The 21,447-nt window shown below is 41.1% G+C and carries 22 protein-coding genes, 1 pseudogene and 1 riboswitch; of the genes and pseudogenes, 9 read left to right on the forward strand and 14 right to left on the reverse strand.

The annotated features are described in order from the left end of the window. Nucleotides 1–59: 59 nt before the first annotated feature. Nucleotides 60–2,228 carry a beta-propeller domain-containing protein gene (locus NAF01_RS11830; RefSeq protein WP_250802341.1) on the reverse strand — a complete coding sequence of 723 codons (2,169 nt, stop codon included), beginning with the start codon at nt 2,226–2,228 and terminating at the stop codon, nt 60–62. A 148-nt stretch (nt 2,229–2,376) separates the two neighbouring features. Between NAF01_RS11830 and NAF01_RS11835 the strand changes: the two genes are divergently transcribed. Next, the gene (locus NAF01_RS11835; protein WP_250802342.1) at nt 2,377–3,318 is read left to right on the forward strand and encodes a DMT family transporter; all 942 of its coding nucleotides are present in this window, start codon (nt 2,377–2,379) and stop codon (nt 3,316–3,318) included. A 44-nt stretch (nt 3,319–3,362) separates the two neighbouring features. On the opposite strand, the gene NAF01_RS24980 is transcribed toward NAF01_RS11835, so the two are convergent. Next, the gene (locus tag NAF01_RS24980) at nt 3,363–3,491 is read right to left on the reverse strand and encodes a hypothetical protein (protein ID WP_258750318.1); all 129 of its coding nucleotides are present in this window, start codon (nt 3,489–3,491) and stop codon (nt 3,363–3,365) included. 278 nt (nt 3,492–3,769) lie between these two features. On the opposite strand from NAF01_RS24980, the gene NAF01_RS11840 reads away from it, so the two are divergent. Beyond that, the gene (locus NAF01_RS11840; protein WP_169799728.1) at nt 3,770–3,916 is read left to right on the forward strand and encodes a YwzD family small protein; all 147 of its coding nucleotides are present in this window, start codon (nt 3,770–3,772) and stop codon (nt 3,914–3,916) included. A 144-nt stretch (nt 3,917–4,060) separates the two neighbouring features. Here NAF01_RS11840 and NAF01_RS11845 read toward each other — a convergent pair whose 3' ends face one another. Then, a complete protein-coding gene (locus NAF01_RS11845; protein ID WP_250802343.1) occupies nt 4,061–4,915 on the reverse strand; it encodes a CAP domain-containing protein in 855 nt (284 codons plus the stop codon). 152 nt (nt 4,916–5,067) lie between these two features. On the opposite strand from NAF01_RS11845, the gene NAF01_RS11850 reads away from it, so the two are divergent. Continuing rightward, on the forward strand, nt 5,068–5,247 hold the full coding sequence (locus tag NAF01_RS11850; protein WP_250802344.1) for a hypothetical protein: 180 nt from the start codon (nt 5,068–5,070) through the stop codon (nt 5,245–5,247). 42 nt (nt 5,248–5,289) lie between these two features. On the opposite strand, the gene ltaE is transcribed toward NAF01_RS11850, so the two are convergent. Further along, nucleotides 5,290–6,321 (reverse strand): low-specificity L-threonine aldolase, encoded by a 1,032-nt coding sequence (gene ltaE / locus NAF01_RS11855; protein WP_250802345.1) that lies wholly within the window; start codon nt 6,319–6,321, stop codon nt 5,290–5,292. Between the two features lie 416 nt (nt 6,322–6,737). Here ltaE and qoxA point away from each other — a divergent pair, with 416 nt between their 5' ends. Genes qoxA through qoxD form a run of 4 tightly spaced genes read left to right on the forward strand, consistent with a single transcriptional unit; the run spans nt 6,738 to nt 10,597 of the window. Next, nucleotides 6,738–7,730, forward strand: a complete 993-nt coding sequence (qoxA, locus tag NAF01_RS11860; protein ID WP_222500828.1) for a cytochrome aa3 quinol oxidase subunit II — start codon at nt 6,738–6,740, stop codon at nt 7,728–7,730. Next, nucleotides 7,720–9,696 (forward strand): cytochrome aa3 quinol oxidase subunit I, encoded by a 1,977-nt coding sequence (gene qoxB / locus NAF01_RS11865; protein WP_250802346.1) that lies wholly within the window; start codon nt 7,720–7,722, stop codon nt 9,694–9,696. Before qoxA ends, qoxB begins: the two co-directional genes overlap by 11 nt. Continuing rightward, nucleotides 9,686–10,291, forward strand: coding sequence for a cytochrome aa3 quinol oxidase subunit III (qoxC, locus tag NAF01_RS11870; protein WP_222500830.1), 606 nt, complete (start codon nt 9,686–9,688; stop codon nt 10,289–10,291). The genes qoxB and qoxC overlap by 11 nt, the downstream gene beginning before the upstream one ends. Next, entirely contained in the window at nt 10,292–10,597 is a 306-nt protein-coding gene (gene qoxD / locus NAF01_RS11875) for a cytochrome aa3 quinol oxidase subunit IV (RefSeq protein WP_048011949.1), read from the forward strand. Nucleotides 10,598–10,633: 36 nt separating this feature from the next. On the opposite strand, the gene NAF01_RS11880 is transcribed toward qoxD, so the two are convergent. Beyond that, nucleotides 10,634–10,873, reverse strand: coding sequence for a hypothetical protein (locus NAF01_RS11880; protein WP_048011948.1), 240 nt, complete (start codon nt 10,871–10,873; stop codon nt 10,634–10,636). Nucleotides 10,874–10,991: 118 nt separating this feature from the next. Continuing rightward, nucleotides 10,992–11,261, reverse strand: a complete 270-nt coding sequence (locus NAF01_RS11885; protein ID WP_048011947.1) for a hypothetical protein — start codon at nt 11,259–11,261, stop codon at nt 10,992–10,994. Between the two features lie 173 nt (nt 11,262–11,434). Between NAF01_RS11885 and NAF01_RS11890 the strand changes: the two genes are divergently transcribed. Further along, a complete protein-coding gene (locus NAF01_RS11890; RefSeq protein ID WP_163145072.1) occupies nt 11,435–11,806 on the forward strand; it encodes a VOC family protein in 372 nt (123 codons plus the stop codon). Between the two features lie 148 nt (nt 11,807–11,954). Here NAF01_RS11890 and thiT read toward each other — a convergent pair whose 3' ends face one another. Next, a complete protein-coding gene (thiT, locus tag NAF01_RS11895) occupies nt 11,955–12,554 on the reverse strand; it encodes an energy-coupled thiamine transporter ThiT (RefSeq protein WP_048011945.1) in 600 nt (199 codons plus the stop codon). 67 nt (nt 12,555–12,621) lie between these two features. Beyond that, a riboswitch (TPP riboswitch) is annotated at nt 12,622–12,724 on the reverse strand. Between the two features lie 52 nt (nt 12,725–12,776). Further along, nucleotides 12,777–14,117 (reverse strand): MATE family efflux transporter, encoded by a 1,341-nt coding sequence (locus NAF01_RS11900; RefSeq protein ID WP_222500381.1) that lies wholly within the window; start codon nt 14,115–14,117, stop codon nt 12,777–12,779. 281 nt (nt 14,118–14,398) lie between these two features. Here NAF01_RS11900 and NAF01_RS11905 point away from each other — a divergent pair, with 281 nt between their 5' ends. Further along, nucleotides 14,399–16,129 (forward strand): AAA family ATPase, encoded by a 1,731-nt coding sequence (locus tag NAF01_RS11905; RefSeq protein ID WP_048011943.1) that lies wholly within the window; start codon nt 14,399–14,401, stop codon nt 16,127–16,129. Between the two features lie 113 nt (nt 16,130–16,242). Here NAF01_RS11905 and NAF01_RS11910 read toward each other — a convergent pair whose 3' ends face one another. The 6 genes and pseudogenes from NAF01_RS11910 to NAF01_RS11935 form a co-directional block, all read right to left on the reverse strand. Next, nucleotides 16,243–16,395, reverse strand: a complete 153-nt coding sequence (locus NAF01_RS11910; RefSeq protein ID WP_222500377.1) for a lmo0937 family membrane protein — start codon at nt 16,393–16,395, stop codon at nt 16,243–16,245. 353 nt (nt 16,396–16,748) lie between these two features. Further along, a pseudogene (locus tag NAF01_RS11915) lies at nt 16,749–17,522 on the reverse strand (divergent polysaccharide deacetylase family protein). An 89-nt stretch (nt 17,523–17,611) separates the two neighbouring features. Continuing rightward, the gene (locus NAF01_RS11920) at nt 17,612–18,685 is read right to left on the reverse strand and encodes an ABC transporter substrate-binding protein (protein WP_222500375.1); all 1,074 of its coding nucleotides are present in this window, start codon (nt 18,683–18,685) and stop codon (nt 17,612–17,614) included. Next, on the reverse strand, nt 18,682–19,485 hold the full coding sequence (locus NAF01_RS11925; RefSeq protein ID WP_048011940.1) for an ABC transporter permease: 804 nt from the start codon (nt 19,483–19,485) through the stop codon (nt 18,682–18,684). Before NAF01_RS11925 ends, NAF01_RS11920 begins: the two co-directional genes overlap by 4 nt. Beyond that, on the reverse strand, nt 19,486–20,289 hold the full coding sequence (locus NAF01_RS11930) for an ABC transporter permease (RefSeq protein WP_048011939.1): 804 nt from the start codon (nt 20,287–20,289) through the stop codon (nt 19,486–19,488). Continuing rightward, nucleotides 20,279–21,385, reverse strand: coding sequence for an ABC transporter ATP-binding protein (locus tag NAF01_RS11935; protein ID WP_048011938.1), 1,107 nt, complete (start codon nt 21,383–21,385; stop codon nt 20,279–20,281). The genes NAF01_RS11930 and NAF01_RS11935 overlap by 11 nt, the downstream gene beginning before the upstream one ends. Nucleotides 21,386–21,447 lie beyond the last annotated feature (62 nt).

Raw genomic sequence — 21,447 nt, forward strand, 5'->3', positions numbered from 1 at the left:
ATATGTTTTCTGCAGGGTTATTAAGAAAAAGAACCAGCCGGATGGCCAGTTCTCTAAAATTAATTTAACTTCAGTTCTCCTGCTTTTTGGAACCCATCTATATGATAGGCATCAACTTTTTGAGGTGAAATGCTATAAATGTAATCACCTATATAGATAAGCCTCTCGATTGCATCTTCCCATTCTTCATAGATTGCTTCTTCTGTCTGATGGGTAATTTCACTTTGGAGCTCTATTCCGTTTTGGACAGTAATTTTGTATACTAACGCACCCTGGAAGTCGAAAGTGGATTCAAACTGGCTTCCCTCTTTATTCTGATAGATCGAAATGGGGAAACCATATAGATTTTTCTTTTTATCAACGAGAAGCGCTTTATGGTCGTAGTTTAAAGGCGAGTAGGTGCCGCGTCCTCCGATTATTTCTGTATCCTTTTCAACAGGATTACTTGTATCACTTACATCGAATAAAGATATTTTAACACCGTCCGTTGTAATAACAGGCTGGCTGCCAGCTCCTTTGCCTCCACTAATCTTTGTATCATGACCAAAGCCAATTAGATGATTTTCATCCAAAGGGTGCAGGTAATTGCTGAAGCCGGGTATTTTTAATTCACCGAGAACATAAGGTTTTTTCGGATTTGAGCCATCAATAACAAAGAGAGGATCGGTTTCCTTAAAAGTAACCATATAAATCCGGTCATTCATAAACCTTGCAGAGTAAATCCTCTCCCCTTTTGCCAGGTCTTCAAGCTGGCCAATCTGTTTTAAATTCTTATCCAAAATGTAAAGGCTATTGGAGGAAGGAGTTCGTTCATCCCACGCTTCCCCCTTGGTTGTCACGACTCTGAAGTTTCCATTATACTCATCCATTGAAAACTGATTTAAAACGGTGCCTTTTATTTCTGCAGATGTCTGGAATTCTACTTTTCCGTCTTTTATATTGAACTTAAAGATGCTCGTATCCGGATGCGGCATTGGTCTGTCCGCGATGATTTCATTATTGTATTGGGTGGCTGCCAGGTATAAATTGTTTTTGGACATGTAAAATTCATTTCCGCTGCCTAAGTAGCTTGTGACAGCTAATGGCTTCCTGCCGGCATTTAAATCCAATACAGCTATATTAATATAATTTGCATTTTGAGAACCGGGAAAATACTTTATTTCATTGTAATCAACAATTTGCTGCTCTTTACTCTCGGCAGTATCATAATAACGGGGACGCAGATCGGCATTTTCATTTTTTTCCAGTATCCAATATTCGGGATGATAACTTGTTATTAAATATACTTTTCCGTCCATTAACCTTGAAGAAAGCAGGCTGCCCTCAATGTCTGCCTCTCTAATTTTTTTTGGTTTTTGTTTATTTTCGATATTATAAACAATTGTTTTGGCGGATTGAAATGCAGGTGCAATCTTTTTTTCGGCAGACGCCTTCCCAATGTGTTCAGGTACATCTTTATAACTGTGGCCTAAGATGATTAATTGGCTGCCTTCTATAAATAGCTGATAGGGAGAAAAGTTTCCATTAAAAGTTAATTGAGATTCCAGTTCCATTTTATCTGCCGGAACTGCCTTGATAATCTGGACTTTATTTTCGGAGATTTTGTATATGTGGGTTCCATCTGTTTTTATCAGATCGGCTTCATCAATACCCGATACTTGCACATTTGTCCCCGAAAAATCTGTTCCTGCAGAATCTTCTGAGCTCTTTGCACTGCTGCTTTCCTCGCTTACTGCTATATCCCTTCCGGAAAAGAAAGTCCTTTCTTCCTTAAGCATTCTTGAAAAATAACTGTTCAATTTTTCTCTTGAGCCGATTGCCGGCAATGTATTTATAACTTTAAAGGCTGTTTTTACTGATTGATTCAGATTTTGTCCTCTCTTTGTTTTAACATCATCTGTGATCACCAATGTATAATGCGGTGAATACAGATTAAACCCTTCATCGGGCGGCTGAATTTCAATGGATTTATTATTGTTCCCCAGAGAGAGTTTTACCTGCTCTTTTTCTCCCTCCTCATTCAGAATATAAACAGAGGTACTGTTAACACTAGCCGGATTAAGTTCTTTTGAAAACGTAACCTCCCACACTTTATTGTTTAAAACAATTAATTCTTCATTAGTTCCTGCCAGAGTACTGACAATTTTTAGTTTGTTAAAGAATGAAAAAGACGCCAGTATGATAAGGACTAATGTAATACTGCCAAGAAAAAGCCATTTATTTTTCATAATAGACACCCCTTTTTAAGTAAGTTGACGCGCTCCATCTTCCAATAGTTACAAAATTTTCAAGAAAAACTTTTCCGAAATTAATGAATTTTCTTGATGCTAGAGTTAAAATTTTATTTATTACAGTAGAGGAAGAAGGTTTTCATTATTGCAGGATGAAGGAAACAAAACGAACGGCTTTTTATTGCTGATATTAGCTAATATGATATGGGGAGGTAATTTTGTTATAGGGAGAATTGGTGTTGATTATTTTCCGCCTGTTCTTTTTTCCCTTATGCGCTGGATCATTGCCTTTCTTCTCTTAACTCCTTTTATGACAAAGCAGTTAAAAAATGATTGGAAAATTATAAGGAAGCATATGAAGATTCTTTTGCTTTTGGCCGTGACTGGTATTGCTGGTTACAATACAGTCATTTATGTGGCACTGCAATACACCACATCTATAAATGCGTCAGTCGTAAATAGTACAACTCCGCTTTTTATCGCCATTCTAGCCGTATTTATATTAAGAGAAAAGCTTTTGGCCCACCAGGCAGCAGGAATCATCCTGTCAGTCTTTGGGATTATATTTGTCATTTCAAAGGGATCGTTTGAAGTGTTTCTTTCATGGAAAATAAATGCCGGGGATCTTTACGTTTTGGCAGCGGTTTTTATGTGGGCTTTGTATTCTGTGATTGGCAAAAAATATGCAGACGTGCTGCCTTTGCTATCTGCTTTTTATATTTCAGTTTTTCTTGGCATTTTACTATTGGTACCCTTAAGCCTGGTTGAATATTTGTGGCTGCAGGCAGCAAAACCTGTCTTCACCCTTCCCTCTATAGGGATCTTGCTGTATGTTGGGTTTTTGGCTTCCATTATGGCTTTTCTTTCCTGGAATATTGGAGTTCACATAATCGGAGCAGCCAAAGCGGGGGTTTTTCTGAATCTGCTTCCTGTTTTCGCTATTATCTTCGCATTGTGTTTTACACATGAAAAATTGTATTTGTATCAGATAATTGGCGGGGGGATTGTGATTCTCGGTGTAGTCCTATCTTCCAGGAGAACTTTGCGATTAAGGACTCATTCACAAGAAGATACGTTTTCGGCCTAAAAACTCCCCTCAGCTTCTGGCTGAGGGGAGTTTTCTTTTATATATTACCAATCCTGGGTACGCTCTAATAAATGATCAATTTCCACCTGTCTGATCATATAGCCAAGATCTTCTTCGGCAATCTCAGATGTAGATTCCAATAGCTGATCAATATCCATTTGCACCAATCTCATAACCAGACCTCCATTTTAACACAGTAATCATAATTTATAATCTCTTTCCTGCTATACTATTCGCTGTTCAAATGACAGGTATGGGGGCAGCCGGAAAATATTATCAGTATTTAATACCCGGCTTTCCGAGATATCAATCATTTATGCAAAAATGAAGGTTGAATGAATGTTCATTTTTCTCACGCCTCAGCTTACCGGTTAATAGTATATAGTGAGTTTTAAAAAATCTTAACAGGGTATAGAGTCATAAAATACATTGCTGTTTGAAGGTGTCTATTATGAAATCTAACTTTAGTGATTTTGCAAAGCTATTGGAATCTGCTCTTGATAAAGGGCAAACAGATACAGAAATGACCATCCATGAACTGCTTGATGATATAAAAACTCAGCTTGAACCTCTTATCAACAAAAAGGAAATCGGCTAATGCGCCGATTTCCTTTTTTCGCAGTCTAACAGGCAAATAAGGACAAAGACTAAGACCACGTCCTGTGACAACGTCTTTGTGACCCACTTCCTGTGGTCCTCAACTATCAATCAGTGGGGGAGCCCCACTGATTAAAGTTTTACTTTATTTCGCTATGAACATTTGTGTCCAATAAGATCCGTCATCAGTATATCCTACACCAATATGCGTAAAGGTGCCGTTTAATATATTTTTCCGATGACCTTCACTTTCCATCCATGCTTGTACCACTTGTTCAGGAGTCTGCTGCCCCATGGCAATATTTTCGCCTGCGGTACTGTAATTGACTCCAAAATCCCTCATCATGTCAAATGGCGAACCATAAGTTGGACTTGTATGGGAAAAGTAATTTTTCTGCTGCATATCATTTGATTTCGCCTGTGCCACACCACTTAGCGGTTTATCTGATTGTAATGCATTAAGCCCATTTTTCTCCCGTTCTGCATTTGTTAATTGGATTACTTTAGATTCAAAGTTGTTTATGTCATCATTTTGAGCAACTGGTGCCTGTTCACCTTGTCCTTGAGGCGCCTGGCCAGGCCCTTCCTGTGGAGGGGTTTGTGCTTGCGGCTGCTGGCTCTCTTGTCCAAACGGCTGAGCAAATTGACGCCCTTCAGCCTGTCCGCCTTCCATTCCCTGATTTTGCTGATTGTCCTCTCCAAATTGGTATAATGGCATGCCGCCATCATCAGCTAATTGGCTATGAGGGAAATCCTGACTTGGTGTTGCAGTGCTGTAAGAGTTGGGATCAATGGTAAGGTACCCGTTATTTACTTTTTGTAATTCAAGCGGAGCTGCTCCCCGTCTTTCTCTGTCCACATTCACATTATTAGGCTGGCTAATTTCTTTAAGGTCATCACCGGTTAATTCCCCTGTATCCATGCCCTGCTGAGTATTATTACATGCAGCAAGCGTTAGAATAAGGAAAACACCAAGAAGAAAGTTTTTCTTTAATAACATGGTCTTATTCTCCTTTAAAAAGTGTAAGTTTTACTTTTTTATCATACCGAGTAAGACGAAAATTATAGGTGGAAAATTGAGCACTCATCTTAAAGGCCACTTTAAAAGGTTTTGCATAGTTTATTTATAAAAGATGAGAAGGAGGATTCTCTTTGAGGCAATATATTATTACCGGCATGAATGGTGCCCATTATAACGGATATTCCCAGGTGCAGTATGGGCCCTGGTGTCAGCCTATTCAACAAGGATATCCCTATCACAGCATTTGGCATCCGAGTCATTTGCACTCCCAGCACTATACTGCAGCTCCACTGCAGAGATATTATTTCTAAAAATAAAAACGCATGCCGGATTGACATGCGTTTTTTATCTGGTTAAATGATTTGATCAGCTGTTTTTTTAATCGCTGTAATGGCCTGTTCAAGCTGGTTTCTGTTCACATCATAGTGCGTAACAAAACGCACATAACTAGGGCCGAAAGTTCCTGAAAGAACTCCTTCAGCTTTTAATCTTTCAACAAATTCCGATGAATTCATCTTTAGATTTTTCACATCTGCCACAATAATATTCGTATCCACCTGGTTTACAATTTCAATGCCATTAATTTGGCCAAGCTGCTGTGAAAGGTATTGGGCATTTTCATGGTCCTCTGCCAGGCGTTCTCTCATTTGTGTTAATGCAATAAGGCCTGGGGCAGCTAGGATGCCTGCCTGGCGGAGTCCCCCGCCGAGTCTTTTGCGCCATTTTCTGGCGGCTGTTATGAAATCTCTATTTCCTGCCAGTATGGATCCGACGGGAGCACCAAGCCCTTTGGATAGGCATACCTGGACAGTGTTGCAATGCTTTGCTAATTCGGAAGCCGGGAGATTCAGTGCTGCTGCGGCATTGAATAATCTTGCGCCATCTATATGTACAGGAACGTTATTTGCTTTTGCGATAGTATGAATTTCTTTCATGTTATCAATGGGTATAACGGCACCACCGGCTCTATTATGCGTGTTTTCAAGGCAAATCAAGCCTGTTTCAGGAAAATGCTGATCCTCTCCCCTAATGGCATACTCCACATCCGAGGGATTCATTGCCCCTCTTGACCCGTTTATCGTTCTCGTCTGAACGCCGGCAAAAGCAGAAGGAGCTCCGCTTTCATAATAAAAAATATGGCTTTCTGCTTCGAGAATAATTTCATTGCCCGGTCGGCAATGTGTTAAAATGGCGATCTGGTTTCCCTGTGTGCCGCTCGTTACAAAAAGAGCTGCTTCCTTTCCAAGCACTTCAGCAGCTGTCTCCTCCAGTTGATTTATTGAAGGATCCTCTCCATAAACATCATCTCCAACTTCCGCTTCATAAGCCGCTTTTCTCATAGCTTCAGTCGGCTTTGTGACTGTATCGCTTCTTAAATCAATCATGTCCTCACCCTGTCTCTATCTATATTATTTTTACTTCATGTTACTGTACTATTCTGTATTTTTCAATTAATAAGAAAGAGCCCTATAAAGAGTTCCTTGGCAATAAATATACCAAAACCAAAAGTTCAAAATTTGTTCAAGATTTAAATATAAGGCGCAAAACCCAATAACAATGCTATTTGCAGAAAATGAAATGCTGTCCAAACACTTTACATAAATTTCCTTCTCACTTTTGTCACAACTTTTCACAATTGCTTATGTTAATATCATTTACACAGTGATAACTAAGTTAAATAAGTGTTTCAAGAGTGTGCATTTTTCCCAGCTATATATTTTTTTGGCATCTTTGTGAAAATACGCACATTATTTGTGAATTATTTAACAATAGTTTTTGTTTAAAGGAGATGAAACATCAGATGAAGAAAATGCTGCTCTCTTTAACAGCTATATTGCCGATGCTTATTCTCAGCGGCTGCAATATGGTTGTGTTTGAACCGCAGGGGCCTGTTGCAAGAAGCATTACCGAATTAATTAACTGGTCCCTGATCTGGATGCTTCTTGTTGTAGTAGTCGTATTTGGATTATTCGGCTACATCGTCTGGAAATATCGTGAGAAACCAGAAAATAAGGATTATGAACCGCCTGAGGAACATGGAAGCACACTCCTTGAAATTATCTGGACCGGGATTCCTATCTTAATTGTCATTGCGTTAACAATCCCGACCGTAAAAACACTTTATGCTCTTGAAGAAGCACCAAGAGGCTACGAAGAAAAAGAGCCAATTACGATACATGTAACATCTGCAGACTGGAAATGGATTTTCAGTTATCCAGAAGAAGGAATTGAGACGGTGAACTATGTCAATATTCCTGAGGATAGGCCTGTACTTTTCAAAATGACTTCTGCAAGCACCATGCAATCTTTCTGGGTGCCTGCACTTGGCGGACAAAAGTACACCATGCCGAAAATGGAAACAGAATTATATCTTCTTGCAGACAACCCTGGATCATATGAAGGTCAAAATACGAACTTTAACGGCCGCGGCTATGCGGATATGAAATTTGAAGTGCTCGCTCAAACCCAGAAAGATTTTGACCAATGGGTTGAAGATGTTAAGGATACAGCGCCTAAATTGACAGAGAAAGAATATGTAGGGCTGCTGAAGCCTACTCATCTAGGAAGGCTGACCTATTCAAATACTCATTTGGAATGGGTGAATCATGCCGATCCTGACTCTAAGGCATATACAAATCCTGAACTCTACAGAGGTCATGGATATCAGGGTAAGACATTCGAAGAAGACGATAATTATAAAAATGAGAAACCGAATGTAATTGAAGGTCATGGCGAAGATAAGGGCCATGATGACAGTGAAGAAAACCATGGAGGTGACCATCATGGGCATTAAATGGGATGAGTTTTTTATTACGGGAGATCCCCTTATACTAGGTTCCCAGATTGCCATTTTGCTGACAATGATTGGTGCAGTGGCAGGGATTACCTATCTGAAAAAATGGAAATACCTGTGGACAGAATGGCTGACTACAGTTGACCATAAAAAAATCGGTATTATGTATATCATCTCCGCCGTATTGATGTTTTTCCGCGGCGGGATGGACGGGTTGCTGATGAAAGCTCAGACATCACGTCCTGAAATGGAATTCCTGAATTCCCAGCATTACAATGAAATTTTCACAACACACGGTGTGATTATGATTCTTTTCATGGCGATGCCGTTTTTGATTGGTTTAATGAACGTTGTCATTCCGCTGCAGATCGGTGCGCGTGACGTTGCCTTCCCTCAGCTGAATGCTCTAAGCTTCTGGCTGTTCTTCAGCGGAGCTATGCTGTTCAATATTTCCTTCGTTATCGGAGGGTCACCTGATGCAGGATGGACTTCCTACTTCCCTCTTGCAGGCAAGGAATTCAGTCCGGGAATCGGTAATAACTATTATGCAGTTGCCCTTCAGATTGCCGGTATCGGTACATTAATGACAGGTATAAACTTTATCGTCACGATTTTGAAAATGAGAACAAAAGGCATGACACTGATGAAAATGCCGATGTTTACGTGGACTACTTTCGTAACATCCATTTTGATTGTGGCGGCTTTCCCAATTTTCACAGTCGCATTGGCATTGATGACGTTTGACCGTCTATATGGAACGCACTTCTTTACCGTATCCGGCGGAGGCATGGATATGCTTTGGGCTAACCTTTTCTGGCTATGGGGCCACCCTGAGGTATATATTGTTGCCCTTCCTGCTTTCGGGATATTCTCGGAAGTCATTGCAACTTTTTCAAGAAAATCATTGTTTGGATATAAATCGATGGTATTTTCCATCCTTGGAATTGCACTTCTAAGTATGGTTGTATGGGTTCACCATTTCTATACAATGGGTTCAGGACCTGCAGTTAACTCATTCTTCTCCATCACGACGATGGCGATTGCCATACCGACTGGAGTTAAGATGTTCAACTGGCTGTTTACGATGAGGAAAGGCCGCATAAAAATTACGTCTGCGATGCTTTGGGCACTTGCATTCGTTCCTTGCTTTGTCATCGGCGGGGTTACAGGCGTCATGCTGGCAATGGGTGCAGCGGATTATCAGTATCACAATACCTTATTCCTGGTTGCCCATTTCCACTATGTATTAATTCCGGGTGTTGTATTTGCGGTATTTGCAGGCCTGTACTACTGGTGGCCAAAAATGTTCGGCTTCATGCTGAATGAAAAACTCGGAAAATGGCATTTCTGGCTATTCGTTATCGGCTTTAACGTAACATTCATGCCTATGTTCTTCCTTGGATTAAACGGAGCTGTAAGACGTGCATACACATACTCTGCCGAATCAGGCTTTGCACCTTTATTCATGCTTTCGGCCATTGGTTCAATTGTTCTCGCAGCCGGATTCGCTGTCTTCTGCTATAACATTTACTGGAGCATCCGCTATGCGGACAGAAACATCTCAAGCGATCCATGGGATGCAAGAACACTGGAATGGTCTACTGCATCACCTGTTCAGTTCTATAACTTTGCGAAGCTGCCTGAAGTGAAATCTCTTGATCCATTCTGGCACATGAAGAAAAAGAATGAAGGATTAACTTTGCATGACAGTGAAATTGAAGAAATTCATATGCCAAGCAACTCATGGGTACCGATTTATATGGGTGTTATTTTTGGCATCGCAGGTTTCCTCCTTGTGTTTGAGTGGCACATCGCTGCGGCTGTTGCCGGTATTGGCATATTTGCCGGATTGATTATCCGTTCATTCGATTACAACGAAGGATTCCATGTTTCAAAAGAAGAAATTCACCGAATTGAAAACGCGTGGAGAAAAACAGAAGGAGAGGTGCACAATCATGTCAGCTAAAGTGGATACGTCTCTGCCGCTTGAATATCAAACTGAGCAGGACCGCATGAATATTCTCGGCTTCTGGGTTTTCCTTGGCGCTGAAATCGTCCTGTTTGCCACTCTGTTCGGAGTATATGGAGTTTTATATGAACGCTTTGCAGGAGGACCCACACATAAAGATATCTTTGTCATCAAGGATGTCATGATTCAGACAGTCCTCCTTCTGACAAGCAGCTTTACAATGGGCATTGCCATTTTTGAAATGCGCCGGCATAACCTTAAAGGGCTAATTACCTGGCTGGTGATTACCCTCGCTCTAGGCGCAGGCTTCCTCTTCATGGAGATTAATGAATTCATCCATTATGTCCATGAAGGTGCAACGATGCAAACAAGTGCATTCCTTTCCAGCTTATTTGTACTACTTGGGACACACGGAGCTCACGTAACTTTGGGAATCGGCTGGGCAACTATGGTCATCATTCAGCTTCTAAAAAGAGGCCTTACCCCTACTACAGCAAGAAAGACGTTTATTATCGGCCTTTACTGGCACTTCCTTGATGTAGTCTGGATCTTTATCTTCACATTTGTGTATCTGAAAGGACTGGTGGCTTAAATGGAACATCATCAATCAAAAAGCTTCCCGATAAGCCATGTCATTGGATTTGTTGTTTCCCTTGTGCTGACTTTTGCAGCAGCAGGAATTGCTTTAAAAACCAACCTTTCTTTTAAAGTGATCATGTGGATCATCGGCTCACTGGCTGTGGTTCAGGCAGGCATGCAGCTGTTCATGTTCATGCACTTAAGAGAAGGTGAAGACGGTAAGACGAACCTCATAAATATGATTTATGCCGTATTTATGGTAATTGTTATTGTAGTTGGTTCTATTTGGGTATTAACCTCTGGACATGCTTCACATTAAGTATAAAAAAACCGGTCTCCCCATTGGAGGCCGGTTTTATTTGTATTGTCTGATTCCCTTGCTTCCCTTTGTCATTTCTTCCATTACATTGATAAAAAATCCGAATCCGAAAAGCAGCATGGAAGAAACCATAATGCTTAAACCGATGGATAATACATACTCGCCTGTGATGCCGCTTACAAAAAAACCTGATATAAAAACAATGAAACCTAATATAATACCTGCTGCTGTACTATTCCTGAAAAAATGCAGGACGCGCTGCTGTTGAAGTGTCATTTCCCCATCTCCTTTTATTTAATATTCTAACTATGTTCACAAATTTGTCAAACTTTTTGTCACAAATTTGTCAAATTTATTTCATAAAAAAAAGCTCTGCAAGCTGCAAAGCGATTTTCTACTGATATAGCTTTTTAATGTTCTCCAAATCTTTCTTCAGACTGCATATTTCCTGCCGGGTCAGCATGAGCGGCATTTGATCGTAGAGTGTAATGATTTGCCCTCCCTCATCTTCTTCATGAAGGGATAGATAGTTATACAAAGTTTCACATTGATTTTTGTTGAGCACTGACTGGGTACTGAAACTTTTTACTTTCTGGATTTCAAAGGCACTGGCTTCCGCATCAAAAACACCTGTAATAATATTTCCCTGCAATGTATTGGACAAAGTCTTCACTCCCCTTTTTTAAGTAATATACCCATTTTTCAGAAGTAATTTCCTAATATATTGGCTTTGTTTAGAAAGATTATTATTCTGTTTAAGAATCAAAAATAGGGAAGGAAAAAGCTGTATAAAAAGGAAATATATGATATACCGAATTAAATAAAGGAGAGAATTCTATGAGTAAATCATTTATTGAACAAGTACATTATATTAGAATTCCTGTAAAAGAATTAGAACTGTCTGCCCAATGGTATAGAGATGTATTAGGACTCCAGTTACTAAACAATACTGGAAAACTTGCAATTTTAAAAGTAAATGAAGGGCCTTTCTTACTGATCTTAGTTCCTACCGAAGATGAAACTTTTGCTCATTTTACAATTGATAATGAACAAGAATTTAGCATTGGGTTTACAAGTCCAGAATTATCTAAATTTCATCAGCACTTAATTGATAATCAAGTTAAGGTCGAGGATATAAAAGAAGATAATGGTCATGCCTTTTTCCACTTTTATGACCTCAATGGCAATAAACTTCAAGTACATTGGTGAGATTATAATAAATAGTTCATTTTTAACGGTATTGGAACGGGAACGCCCAAACCAGACGTTCCCATAATTCTTCCTGAAAACAGCTTCTTATCAATCAAATCCGATATATAAAAAACCTCTCTGAAATATTTCAGAGAGGCGGACATTATTAGGAAGCATTCTTTTGAGTTTGAAGTCTTTCATCCGATTTTTTTATGATTAATCTCGGTGCCGATGAAATAATTAATACGGCCAGGATTGAGCAGAGAATTGCCGCTCCGAGCATGGTTGCGCCGTTTGCCAGGAAGGAAAACAGAACCGGAGACATCCCTTCTGGTGCATAGCTTCCGAAGAAAAGCACACCTGCTATGAAATGCCAGAAATACCGGGCAAGGCTTCCGGCAAATACGGCTAAGACAACCCATGACAATGCCTTCTTCTTGTTACCTGCCCGCAGCTGATTTTGGATGACGCCGTAAAACAAGCCGGCAAACCCGATACAGGCAAATGCCACAAAATACTCAATAAATGCCTGTATCGGAGTGGCAATCCAGGCATCCCCCATGGCAATCTGCAAAATCCCCCATAAGAGGCCTGCAATAAAGCTGACCTTAAAGCCCCACCTGAAAGCCAGAATGAAAATCGGAATCATCGCGGCAGATATGGAAATGGATGGCGACAGCTTGATGGATGGCAGAAAATCAAGAATGATAGCAAAGGCAGCAAAAAATGAAGCCTCTATCATCGCCGTCAGGCTTAATTTTTTCATAAAAAAAAATCCCCCTTCAATCGTATGACGATACCCCAAGGGAGAACAAGCAGGCAGAAAACTATACCTGCCTATCATTCCACATTCCTGCGCTAGCATTAACTAACAGGTTCAAAGGGTCAGAACAGCGGACTGTTCACTCTCAGCGGTATGCTCCCCTTGTGGCACGTTATTAAATTATCCGCTTTTAGTATATATGAAATTCATGATGGTGAAAAGGATTTATTTTCCCTCGCTTATGATAACCTGTTTATCCCACTTTCCGATGCGGTAATACATATAGGCGATGAAACTGCTTATTGCAAAGCTGACACCCATACCTGCAGCTATGCCTTTATCACCCATAAACTTAGAAAATAGAAATGTTAAAGGATAGCGCAGGATCCAGAATGAAATGATATTCAGTATCAGCACTTGAAACATCGCTCCAGAAGCTCTAACCACACCATTCAATACAAAATTAATGCCCAGAAGCGGATAAAAAAAGGCAATGATCTTTAAATATTCAGTGCCGTAGTGAACTGATTCTTTATCCTGGATAAACAGGCGCACCCCGTGTTCTGCAAATAAGACCGTCCCAAGGGCGATGAGAAACATGATTCCAAGATTGTAAATGACTCCGTACAACGCAATCTGATGCACCCGTTCCCATTGATTTCCCCCTATATTTTGACCCGCCATACTGTTGACTGCAGTTCCCAATGCCATCGCAGGAAGCATAATGATGCTGTCAATGCGCTGTGCGGCACCAAATCCCGCTACCACGTCACTGCCAAAGGAGGTGACGACAGACATAATGGCCATAACACCAGCCGATATGACAGTCATTTGGAGCCCTGAAGGGATGCCAAGCTTGAATATCAATGCTGCCTCCTCCTTATGCGGCCAAGAAGGAATAGTGAATGGTGCCAGCTTTTTGCGGAGTATGAATATCATTCCGATTATAAATGCAAAGCCCTGTGATACGATTGTTGCATATGCGGCCCCCTCAATACCAAGCTTGAATACAGAAATAAAAAGAGGATCGAGTATTGCATTTAATACGACTGCTATCAGGACAAAGTACAGAGGATTTTTGCTGTCTCCAAGCGCTCTGAGTATAGTTCCTATAAAATTGTAGCCAAATAAAAACAGAATTCCAATAAAGTTAATCTGCAGGTAGGATGCTGCTCCTTCGGCCATTCCCGCAGGTGTGCCCATTAAGGCCAAAATCCTTTCAGCAAGCAGGAATCCGGCTGTTCCTAGAACAACTGACAAAATTGTCTGAATGACGGTAAAAGCATTTAGATATCTTTTCAGCCCCTCTTCGTGATCTCCCCCCTTCTGCTGGGATAAAATCGTTAACGCAGCATTGTTTATGCCGATGATAAAAGAAAGTACTGTAAAGATTACAGTGCCTGAAACTGCGACAGCTCCCAATGCATCAGCCCCCAGCAAATTCCCGACCCACAGACTATCTACAAATTGATAGGAAACCTGCAGGAAATTAGTGAGCATAATGGGAGTTGAGAACACCAGCAGCTGTTTGAGTATGTTTCCTTTTGTAAAATCCTGCTGAGCCATCTTTACACCTGCCTAATTTTTTTCACAGTTTCTATTATTAACTATTTCACTTTCAGTTTCCATTTTTATGGTTTTGTGAATTATTAAGTTTCTAAAAATTTATTTTCTTAACAGATGTCACATTTTTTTCACATATTACTGGCATCTGAACGCTGTTGTAGCACACTTTGTAAAAAAAAAATTATTTTTCCATAATTTACAACGTTTAAAAAGTATAAAACCCTGTATTTAACAATTTTAATTTCTTATAATGTAGATATGTTCAATGAGGAGGGAAATAGTTGAAATCACGTCTTAAGAAGCCTTCGACGATTATTTCTATTGCATTGGTAGTCACGGTGATTTTGGCGGCGGTTATTTGGACCGTACAAGCAGGAAAAAAGGATGTGACTGTTCCGTTCTCTTCTGTGGAAAAAATTATAGCTTCCCAGGATGGAAAGACTGTTGCAGTACAGGAATATAAAAATGGAAAGCTGCTGATCACAGCTCCTGATGGTGAGTACATCTCCCATGTTCCTCCCAACAGCGAGATGGTTGATAATTTAGTAGAAACCTATAATATACAATATTCGTTCGCAACCACAGGACCTTATACCCCATGGATTCTTGGCGGTGCAGTCCTTTTGTTCATAGCAATCGGAATTTACCTGTTTAAGTCAGGAAAAGGCGGCATGGGCGCTACAAATACTATGAAGCAAAGTGTCTCGAAGCCAAAAGCCCTTCCTTCTATTTCGCTTGAAGATGTTGGCGGAATTCAGGAAGAAATGAAAGAGGAAATTATGCAGACTCTTTCCATATTAAAAGAACCTGAGCGCTCTTTAAAAATGGGGATCAGGCCACCGAAGGGGATTCTTTTATATGGGCCTCCCGGAACGGGAAAAACCTTGCTGGCTCAGGCAATTGCCAAGGAGCTTGGAGCAACTTTCTTTTCAACAAGCGGTTCCGGGTTTAATGAATTATTCGTAGGTGTTGGTGCATCCCGTGTCAGAAACCTTTTCCAGAATGCCAGAAAGCATTCTCCTGCTGTCGTCTTTATTGACGAAGTAGATGCACTTGCTGGACGAAGAAAACAGCATGGCGGAGAAGAAAGTGAAAAAACGTTAACTGAACTGCTGGTCCAGCTGGACGGCGGACATTCCAATGATGGAATATTATTTATTGCCGCCACAAACCGGAAGGATATGCTCGACGAAGCATTCCTGCGTCCTGGACGGATTGACTTCTCCTTCAACGTTCCTCTTCCAGATACAAAGGGACGGAGAGAGATCATTAACATTCATACACGAAATAGATTACTGGCTGAAGATGTAATGACAACTCTTGGAGATCTGGCAGAAAGCACTTCCGGTTTTTCAGGTGCAGATCTTCATTCCCTATTCGAAACGGCAAGCCGCAGAGCAGTCCGAAACGGCCAGGAAATTATCTCAAAAGAAGATTTGGATTACGCTCTGGACCGTACTATTCTGGGAACCACCACACGTGCTTTACAGGATGTTGGAACGAAGCAGCGGGTTGCAATCCATGAAGCTGGCCATGCATTAGTGGCTGCTTTAACAAAACCTGGATCCGTCCGGAAAGCAACCATTATTCCGCGTGGCGAAGCGCTTGGGTATGTAGCTCCTATCCAAAAAGAACTTCATTTATCGACAACAAGTGAATTGCTGGACCAGGTCGCGATGATTCTCGCTGGCGGTGTATCAGAACGAATGATTCTTGGCGAGCACAGTATTGGGGTAAGCGGTGATGTTAAACAAGCGAAGCATATCATAGAGCAAATGGTTGATACAGGGTTACTTGATAACGGCTTCGAGCTTACTTTCAACAAAGGACAAAAAGAAGCTAAAATGCAGGATCTATTCCAAAAAGCACTAGAAAGATGCGAATTGATTATCGCCAATCATCAGCCTCAATTTGAGAAACTGGTAGAAGCCCTTCTGGAGAAAGAAACATTGGAAGGCAGTGAAGTCCAGGAGATTGCTGGAGAATTGAAGGCAGAAATGGTTATAGCATGATATCGGAACCGGTCCCTGCCTTGGGGCTGGTTTTTCTTTTTAAACTTTGTCTATTATAATAATATTATGTTAAGTGTATTTGAAAAGCCTCCTAATTTAGAAGGCTTTTCCTGCTATCCCCTGCCGGATGCTCTGCCTCTAATAATGTTAACCACAATGATGATTGCTGCGATTACCAGCAGAATATGAATAATGCCTCCAGCTACTTTAAATATTAATCCAAGAATCCATAATACAAGCAGAATACCTGCTAATGTCCAAAGCATACAGGTCACCCCCTTCGCTTTTGATTTATTCCTTACATACCCCTTTATAGTCAAGATAATGCCTTAATTGCTGAAATACTGACATTGTTATGTTTTGCAATGGATAGTTATTTTAATCCTGGAAGTTTTTCAAATACCCGTATTTTTCATCAGCAGTATCTGCATCCTTTCACCGTCTTTGCATATACTATATTCACGGCCGCCCACCTCTTCTAACGCTATCGTTGCGGGACTAACCAGACCGGAATGTGGGCGGCCACCTGTATAGGTGACAGGCACCTATACCACTACTAGACCACTTTCACACACACCATTAAAGCTGCAGACCGCTCAGGGCTTGCAGCTTTAATTATTTATGGCCCATCATCAATAAGTTCGTAGCCTGGAATCAGTTCAGACAGCGGAACAATTTGGGCCTTCTCTTTATATACAGGGATATACTCTTTTAGCACACTAACCATCTTTGTACCTGTGATGCCGACATGGCCGATTGCGATGATGCGTTCGTTTTTGACGAGTTTTTCAGCAAGTCTGTCAGCCTGTTTTGTGATATGTGCTGTCGTGTAAATATCATCGAAGAAAATATTGTTTTCGACATAAGGAACACCAATTTCATTTGCCAGCTTGCCGACGACGCTTTTTCCGGTTGTTTTGCTGTCAAGATAAAATAATCCGTGCTCTTTACATACTTCAAGGACAACTCTCATGACCCGTTCATTTTCAGTGGCTCTTGAACCCATATGATGATTCATGCCGACCGCATGGGGCACTTCTTTAATGGCGCTCTCTACTCTGCTGCGGATTTCTTCATCTGTTAAATCTGTTGTGATGGCCCCCGGCCCAAGCCAGCTCCTTTTTCCTCTTTACGGCTCCATCGGCATATGAACAATTACTTCATGCCCATTTTTATTTGCCAGTTCTGCATCTTCTTTTGTCGTTGGCATAAAAGGCATGATGGCAGCCGTCAAGGTTACCGGCAGTTCCATCATTTCTTTTGTTCCCTTCATATTGTTCCCAAGATCGTCAATGACGATGGCCAATTCAGGTTTTTGAGAGGCAGCACTTATGGGAGTACCTATACTTCCGAATGAAAAAATCAATACAAATATGCTGAAGAATCTCTTCATTTTTCCATCCTCCTTTGCGCTAGCATTCCCTGATTCCCTAAATCCGTTCCAATACAAAAACTGCCAGGATTTTAAATCCTGGCAGTACCCTATTTCTTATGCATTTTAAACTCAAGGAAAAGCTCATTATAATAAGCGAGCATCCTTCTTCCCAGGTTCTCATAAACCTCCAGCCGAGCTGTCATTTCTTCATCCGGATAAAAACGTTCGTCAGAGATTGTTTCTTCGTCCATATATTTCAGCGCCTCTTTATTTGGCGTTGAATACCCGACGTATTCTGTATTTTGCGCCGCATTTTCTGGGTCAAGAATGAAATTCATGAACTGGTGGGCCGCTTCCGGGTTTTTAGCAGTCTTAGGGATGACCATATTATCAAACCAGAGATTGGAGCCTTCTTCCGGAACTACATATTCAAGATTATCCTTCTCCCACATAAGCTCCTGTGCCGTGCCGGACCAAACCACGCCAATGCCGGCTTCATCATTTTCCATCAGCATTCTGATTTCATCACCCACAATCGCTTTAATGTTAGGTGTAAGGCGATCGAGTTTTTCTTTAGCTTCGATCAAATGGTCTTTATCTTTGTCATTCAGAGAATAATGAAGACTGTTGAGCCCCATGCCCATTACTTCCCTTGCCCCATCAATCAGGAGGATCTGGTTTTTTAATTCAGGTTCCCACAGATCATTCCAGCTCGTGATTTCTTTATCACCCAAAATATCGGTATTATAAAGAATACCGACAGTGCCCCAGAAATAGGGAATTGAATACTCATTTTCAGGATCAAAAGGCAGGTCCATAAAACGCGGATCAATATATTTCAGGTTTGGAATTTTAGAATGATCAACCGGCAGCAGCAGGTCTTCTTCCTTCATTTTTTCTATCGCATATTCTGATGGAACTGCAATATCATAAGCTGTGCCGCCCTGTTCAATTTTCGTCATCATCGCTTCATTGGAATCGAATGTTTCATAGATGACTTTAATGCCTGTTTCCTGTTCGAACTTATCGACCAGGTCTGCATCAATATAATCGCCCCAGTTAAAAATGGTCAATGTATTGCCGCTTGTGTAGCCCTGGGAGGAATTCAGCCCGGAAACGATGTACAACAAGGCGAATGAAACGATTAATACGGCGGCGAGCGCCTGAATAAGCTTCTTCATTGCCTTACCCCCATTCCATTCGGCTTCTCATTGCGCTTTGTAATAAAGTAATAGCCTGTAACCAGAATGATGGTAAATAGGAAAAGCAAAGCGGATAAAGCATTGATATTTAGTGAAACTCCTCTTCTTGCCAGGGAATAAATCTCAACAGACAAAGTGGTAAAGCCATTGCCTGTAACAAAGAAAGTGACGGCAAAATCATCCAGAGAATAGGTCAGTGCCATAAAAAAGCCTGCGAAAATTCCAGGAGTGATATAAGGGAGAATGACCTTAGTCAGAACATCCAACCTGCTGGCCCCAAGATCCATGGCAGCATAAATCATCGATGTGCTCATCTCTTCAATCTTAGGCAAAACCATCAGAACGACAATCGGAACACTGAAAGCGATGTGTGCCAGTAAAACAGATACAAATCCAAGCTTAAGTCCGATCATCGTAAAAAGAATTAAAAACGACGCGCCAATAATGACATCCGGACTGACAATCAGCACATTATTCAGTGACAGCAGCGTGTTTTTTACTCTGCGTTTTCGTGCATAAGCAATTGCAAGTGCCCCGGCCACTCCAATGATGGTGGATATCGATGCAGATAAAAGAGCAATAATCACAGTGTTCAGGACAATAATGAGCAATCGGGTATCCGCAAACAGCTCCCGATACCAATCCAAAGTAAATCCTTCGAACTGATACATGGTTCCTCCGCTGTTGAAGGAATAAAATATTAAGTAAAAGATCGGGGCGTACAGGATGATAAAGATAAGAGCCAAGTAAACTGCCGGCCATTTTCTGTTCTTTTTCATTTATAGGATCCCCCGCTTTCTTCTGCCTGTCAGCACCATAATAAGTACCATGGCAATAATCAGGAAGACGGCAATGGTAGAGCCCATTCCCCAATCCTGTGTTACAAGAAAGTGCTGCTCAATGGCGGTTCCAAGAGTAATGACACGGTTTCCTGCAATCAGTCTTGTCAGCATGAATAATGATAAAGCAGGGATAAAGACAATCTGGCATCCTGCTTTCACGCCATCCAGTGTCAAAGGAAAGATAACACGCTTGAATGTTACCCAGGAAGAACCGCCCAAATCATTGGAAGCATCCAAAAGCGTTGGATTCAATTCATCTAAAGAATTAAATATCGGCAATATCATAAAAGGAAGAAATATATAGACCGACACAAAGATAAAGCTGAAATCCGTAAACAGGATTTGTCTTCCGCCGATTCCCATCGCTTCCAGAAAGCTATTCGCAGCGCCATAGGTTCCGAAGATGCCAAGGAAAGCATAGGCTTTCAAAAGCAGATTAATCCAGGATGGCAGGATGATCAATAAGAGCCACAGCTGCTTATGCTTTGTTTTCGTAAGCAAATATGCAGTCGGATAAGCGATCAGCAATGAAAATAAGGTTATTAAAAAGGCATACCAAAAGGAGCTTAGCGTCATTTTTAAATAAACAGGCGTAAAGAATTTGCGATAATTCTCCAATGTGAATGCCCCTTCAATATCAAAGAACGAATAATACAGGACAAGAAGCAAAGGCGTCACAACAAAGAGGGCAATCCAAAGTACATAAGGAATTAAATAAAAATTGCGGGAATTAGTTCTCATGGCTTCCCTCTTCATAAGCTTCCAGACGCTTATCAAATTCCTCTTCGGTTTCCCCATGCCTCATGACGTGGATCGCTTCAGGATCAAAATGTAGGCCAATTTGGTCCCCGACGGTCGCCTTTTTGGTTGAATGGACGAGCCACTCATTGCCATCGCTGTCATAGCAGCTGATCTCATAATGCACTCCCCTGAATAGCTGGGAGTCAACTTTAACCTTCAGCTTCCCATCATCCGGGGCTGTAATAGCGAGATCTTCAGGCCGAATTACGATCTCAATCTCTTCATTGGGCTCAAAGCCTCCGTCAACACACTCAAATAACCTTCCGGCAAACTGGACCTGATAATCCTTGATCATTGTTCCGGCAACAATATTGGATTCACCAATAAAATCTGCTACAAAGCGATTGATCGGCTCGTCATAAATATCAGTAGGAGTACCGCTCTGCTCAATGCTTCCGCTGTTAAGCACGAAGATTTCATCTGACATGGCAAGTGCTTCCTCCTGGTCATGTGTGACAAAAATAAACGTGATGCCAAGATTCCTCTGCAGCTCCCTAAGTTCATACTGCATTTCGGTCCGCAGCTTCAGGTCAAGTGCGGATAGGGGCTCATCCAGGAGAATTACCTCAGGCTCATTGACAATAGCCCTTGCGATGGCAACACGCTGGCGCTGCCCTCCTGACATTTCTTTAATTTCCCGGTTTTCATAGCCTTCAAGGTTTACAAACTTCAGCGCTTCTTTTACTTTTTTCTCAATCTCCGCTTTCTTCATTTTTTTGATTTTTAAGCCGAATGCTATGTTTTCATATACATTCAGATGCGGAAACAGGGCATAGTCCTGAAAAACCGTGTTTACTTGCCTTTTGTTGGCGGGAACATGATTAATGACTTTTCCATTAAAATAGATATCCCCTTCAGTAGGTTCAGTAAAGCCGGCAATCAGCCGCAAGATCGTCGTTTTCCCGCAGCCCGATGGACCTAACAGGGTATAGAACTTCCCGCGTTCAATTTCAAAGCTGACATTTTTTAAAACTGGCGGATCATTATCATATCTTTTTGTCACCGAATTAAAACGGATAATGGTGTTATCTGTCATCTAACTCTCCCTATCTATCGAATTTTACAGCACGTATGCCTTGTTAAGTTCAAACGTATAAT

This window comes from Cytobacillus firmus (genome assembly GCF_023657595.1).
Lineage (GTDB): Bacteria > Bacillota > Bacilli > Bacillales > Cytobacillaceae > Cytobacillus > Cytobacillus firmus_B.

What these genes read in the sequence shown, in the direction of transcription:
- NAF01_RS11830 (WP_250802341.1), bottom strand. Translation starts at nt 2,228, where the DNA reads ATGAAAAATAAATGGCTTTTTCTTGGCAGTATTACATTAGTCCTTATC.
- NAF01_RS24980 (WP_258750318.1), bottom strand. Translation starts at nt 3,491, where the DNA reads ATGAGATTGGTGCAAATGGATATTGATCAGCTATTGGAATCTACATCT.
- NAF01_RS11840 (WP_169799728.1), top strand. Translation starts at nt 3,770, where the DNA reads ATGAAATCTAACTTTAGTGATTTTGCAAAGCTATTGGAATCTGCTCTT.
- NAF01_RS11845 (WP_250802343.1), bottom strand. Translation starts at nt 4,915, where the DNA reads ATGTTATTAAAGAAAAACTTTCTTCTTGGTGTTTTCCTTATTCTAACG.
- ltaE (WP_250802345.1), bottom strand. Translation starts at nt 6,321, where the DNA reads ATGATTGATTTAAGAAGCGATACAGTCACAAAGCCGACTGAAGCTATG.
- qoxA (WP_222500828.1), top strand. Translation starts at nt 6,738, where the DNA reads ATGAAGAAAATGCTGCTCTCTTTAACAGCTATATTGCCGATGCTTATT.
- qoxB (WP_250802346.1), top strand. Translation starts at nt 7,720, where the DNA reads ATGGGCATTAAATGGGATGAGTTTTTTATTACGGGAGATCCCCTTATA.
- qoxC (WP_222500830.1), top strand. Translation starts at nt 9,686, where the DNA reads ATGTCAGCTAAAGTGGATACGTCTCTGCCGCTTGAATATCAAACTGAG.
- qoxD (WP_048011949.1), top strand. Translation starts at nt 10,292, where the DNA reads ATGGAACATCATCAATCAAAAAGCTTCCCGATAAGCCATGTCATTGGA.
- NAF01_RS11880 (WP_048011948.1), bottom strand. Translation starts at nt 10,873, where the DNA reads ATGACACTTCAACAGCAGCGCGTCCTGCATTTTTTCAGGAATAGTACA.
- NAF01_RS11890 (WP_163145072.1), top strand. Translation starts at nt 11,435, where the DNA reads ATGAGTAAATCATTTATTGAACAAGTACATTATATTAGAATTCCTGTA.
- thiT (WP_048011945.1), bottom strand. Translation starts at nt 12,554, where the DNA reads ATGAAAAAATTAAGCCTGACGGCGATGATAGAGGCTTCATTTTTTGCT.
- NAF01_RS11900 (WP_222500381.1), bottom strand. Translation starts at nt 14,117, where the DNA reads ATGGCTCAGCAGGATTTTACAAAAGGAAACATACTCAAACAGCTGCTG.
- NAF01_RS11910 (WP_222500377.1), bottom strand. Translation starts at nt 16,395, where the DNA reads ATGCTTTGGACATTAGCAGGTATTCTGCTTGTATTATGGATTCTTGGA.
- NAF01_RS11920 (WP_222500375.1), bottom strand. Translation starts at nt 18,685, where the DNA reads ATGAAGAAGCTTATTCAGGCGCTCGCCGCCGTATTAATCGTTTCATTC.
- NAF01_RS11925 (WP_048011940.1), bottom strand. Translation starts at nt 19,485, where the DNA reads ATGAAAAAGAACAGAAAATGGCCGGCAGTTTACTTGGCTCTTATCTTT.
- NAF01_RS11930 (WP_048011939.1), bottom strand. Translation starts at nt 20,289, where the DNA reads ATGAGAACTAATTCCCGCAATTTTTATTTAATTCCTTATGTACTTTGG.
- NAF01_RS11935 (WP_048011938.1), bottom strand. Translation starts at nt 21,385, where the DNA reads ATGACAGATAACACCATTATCCGTTTTAATTCGGTGACAAAAAGATAT.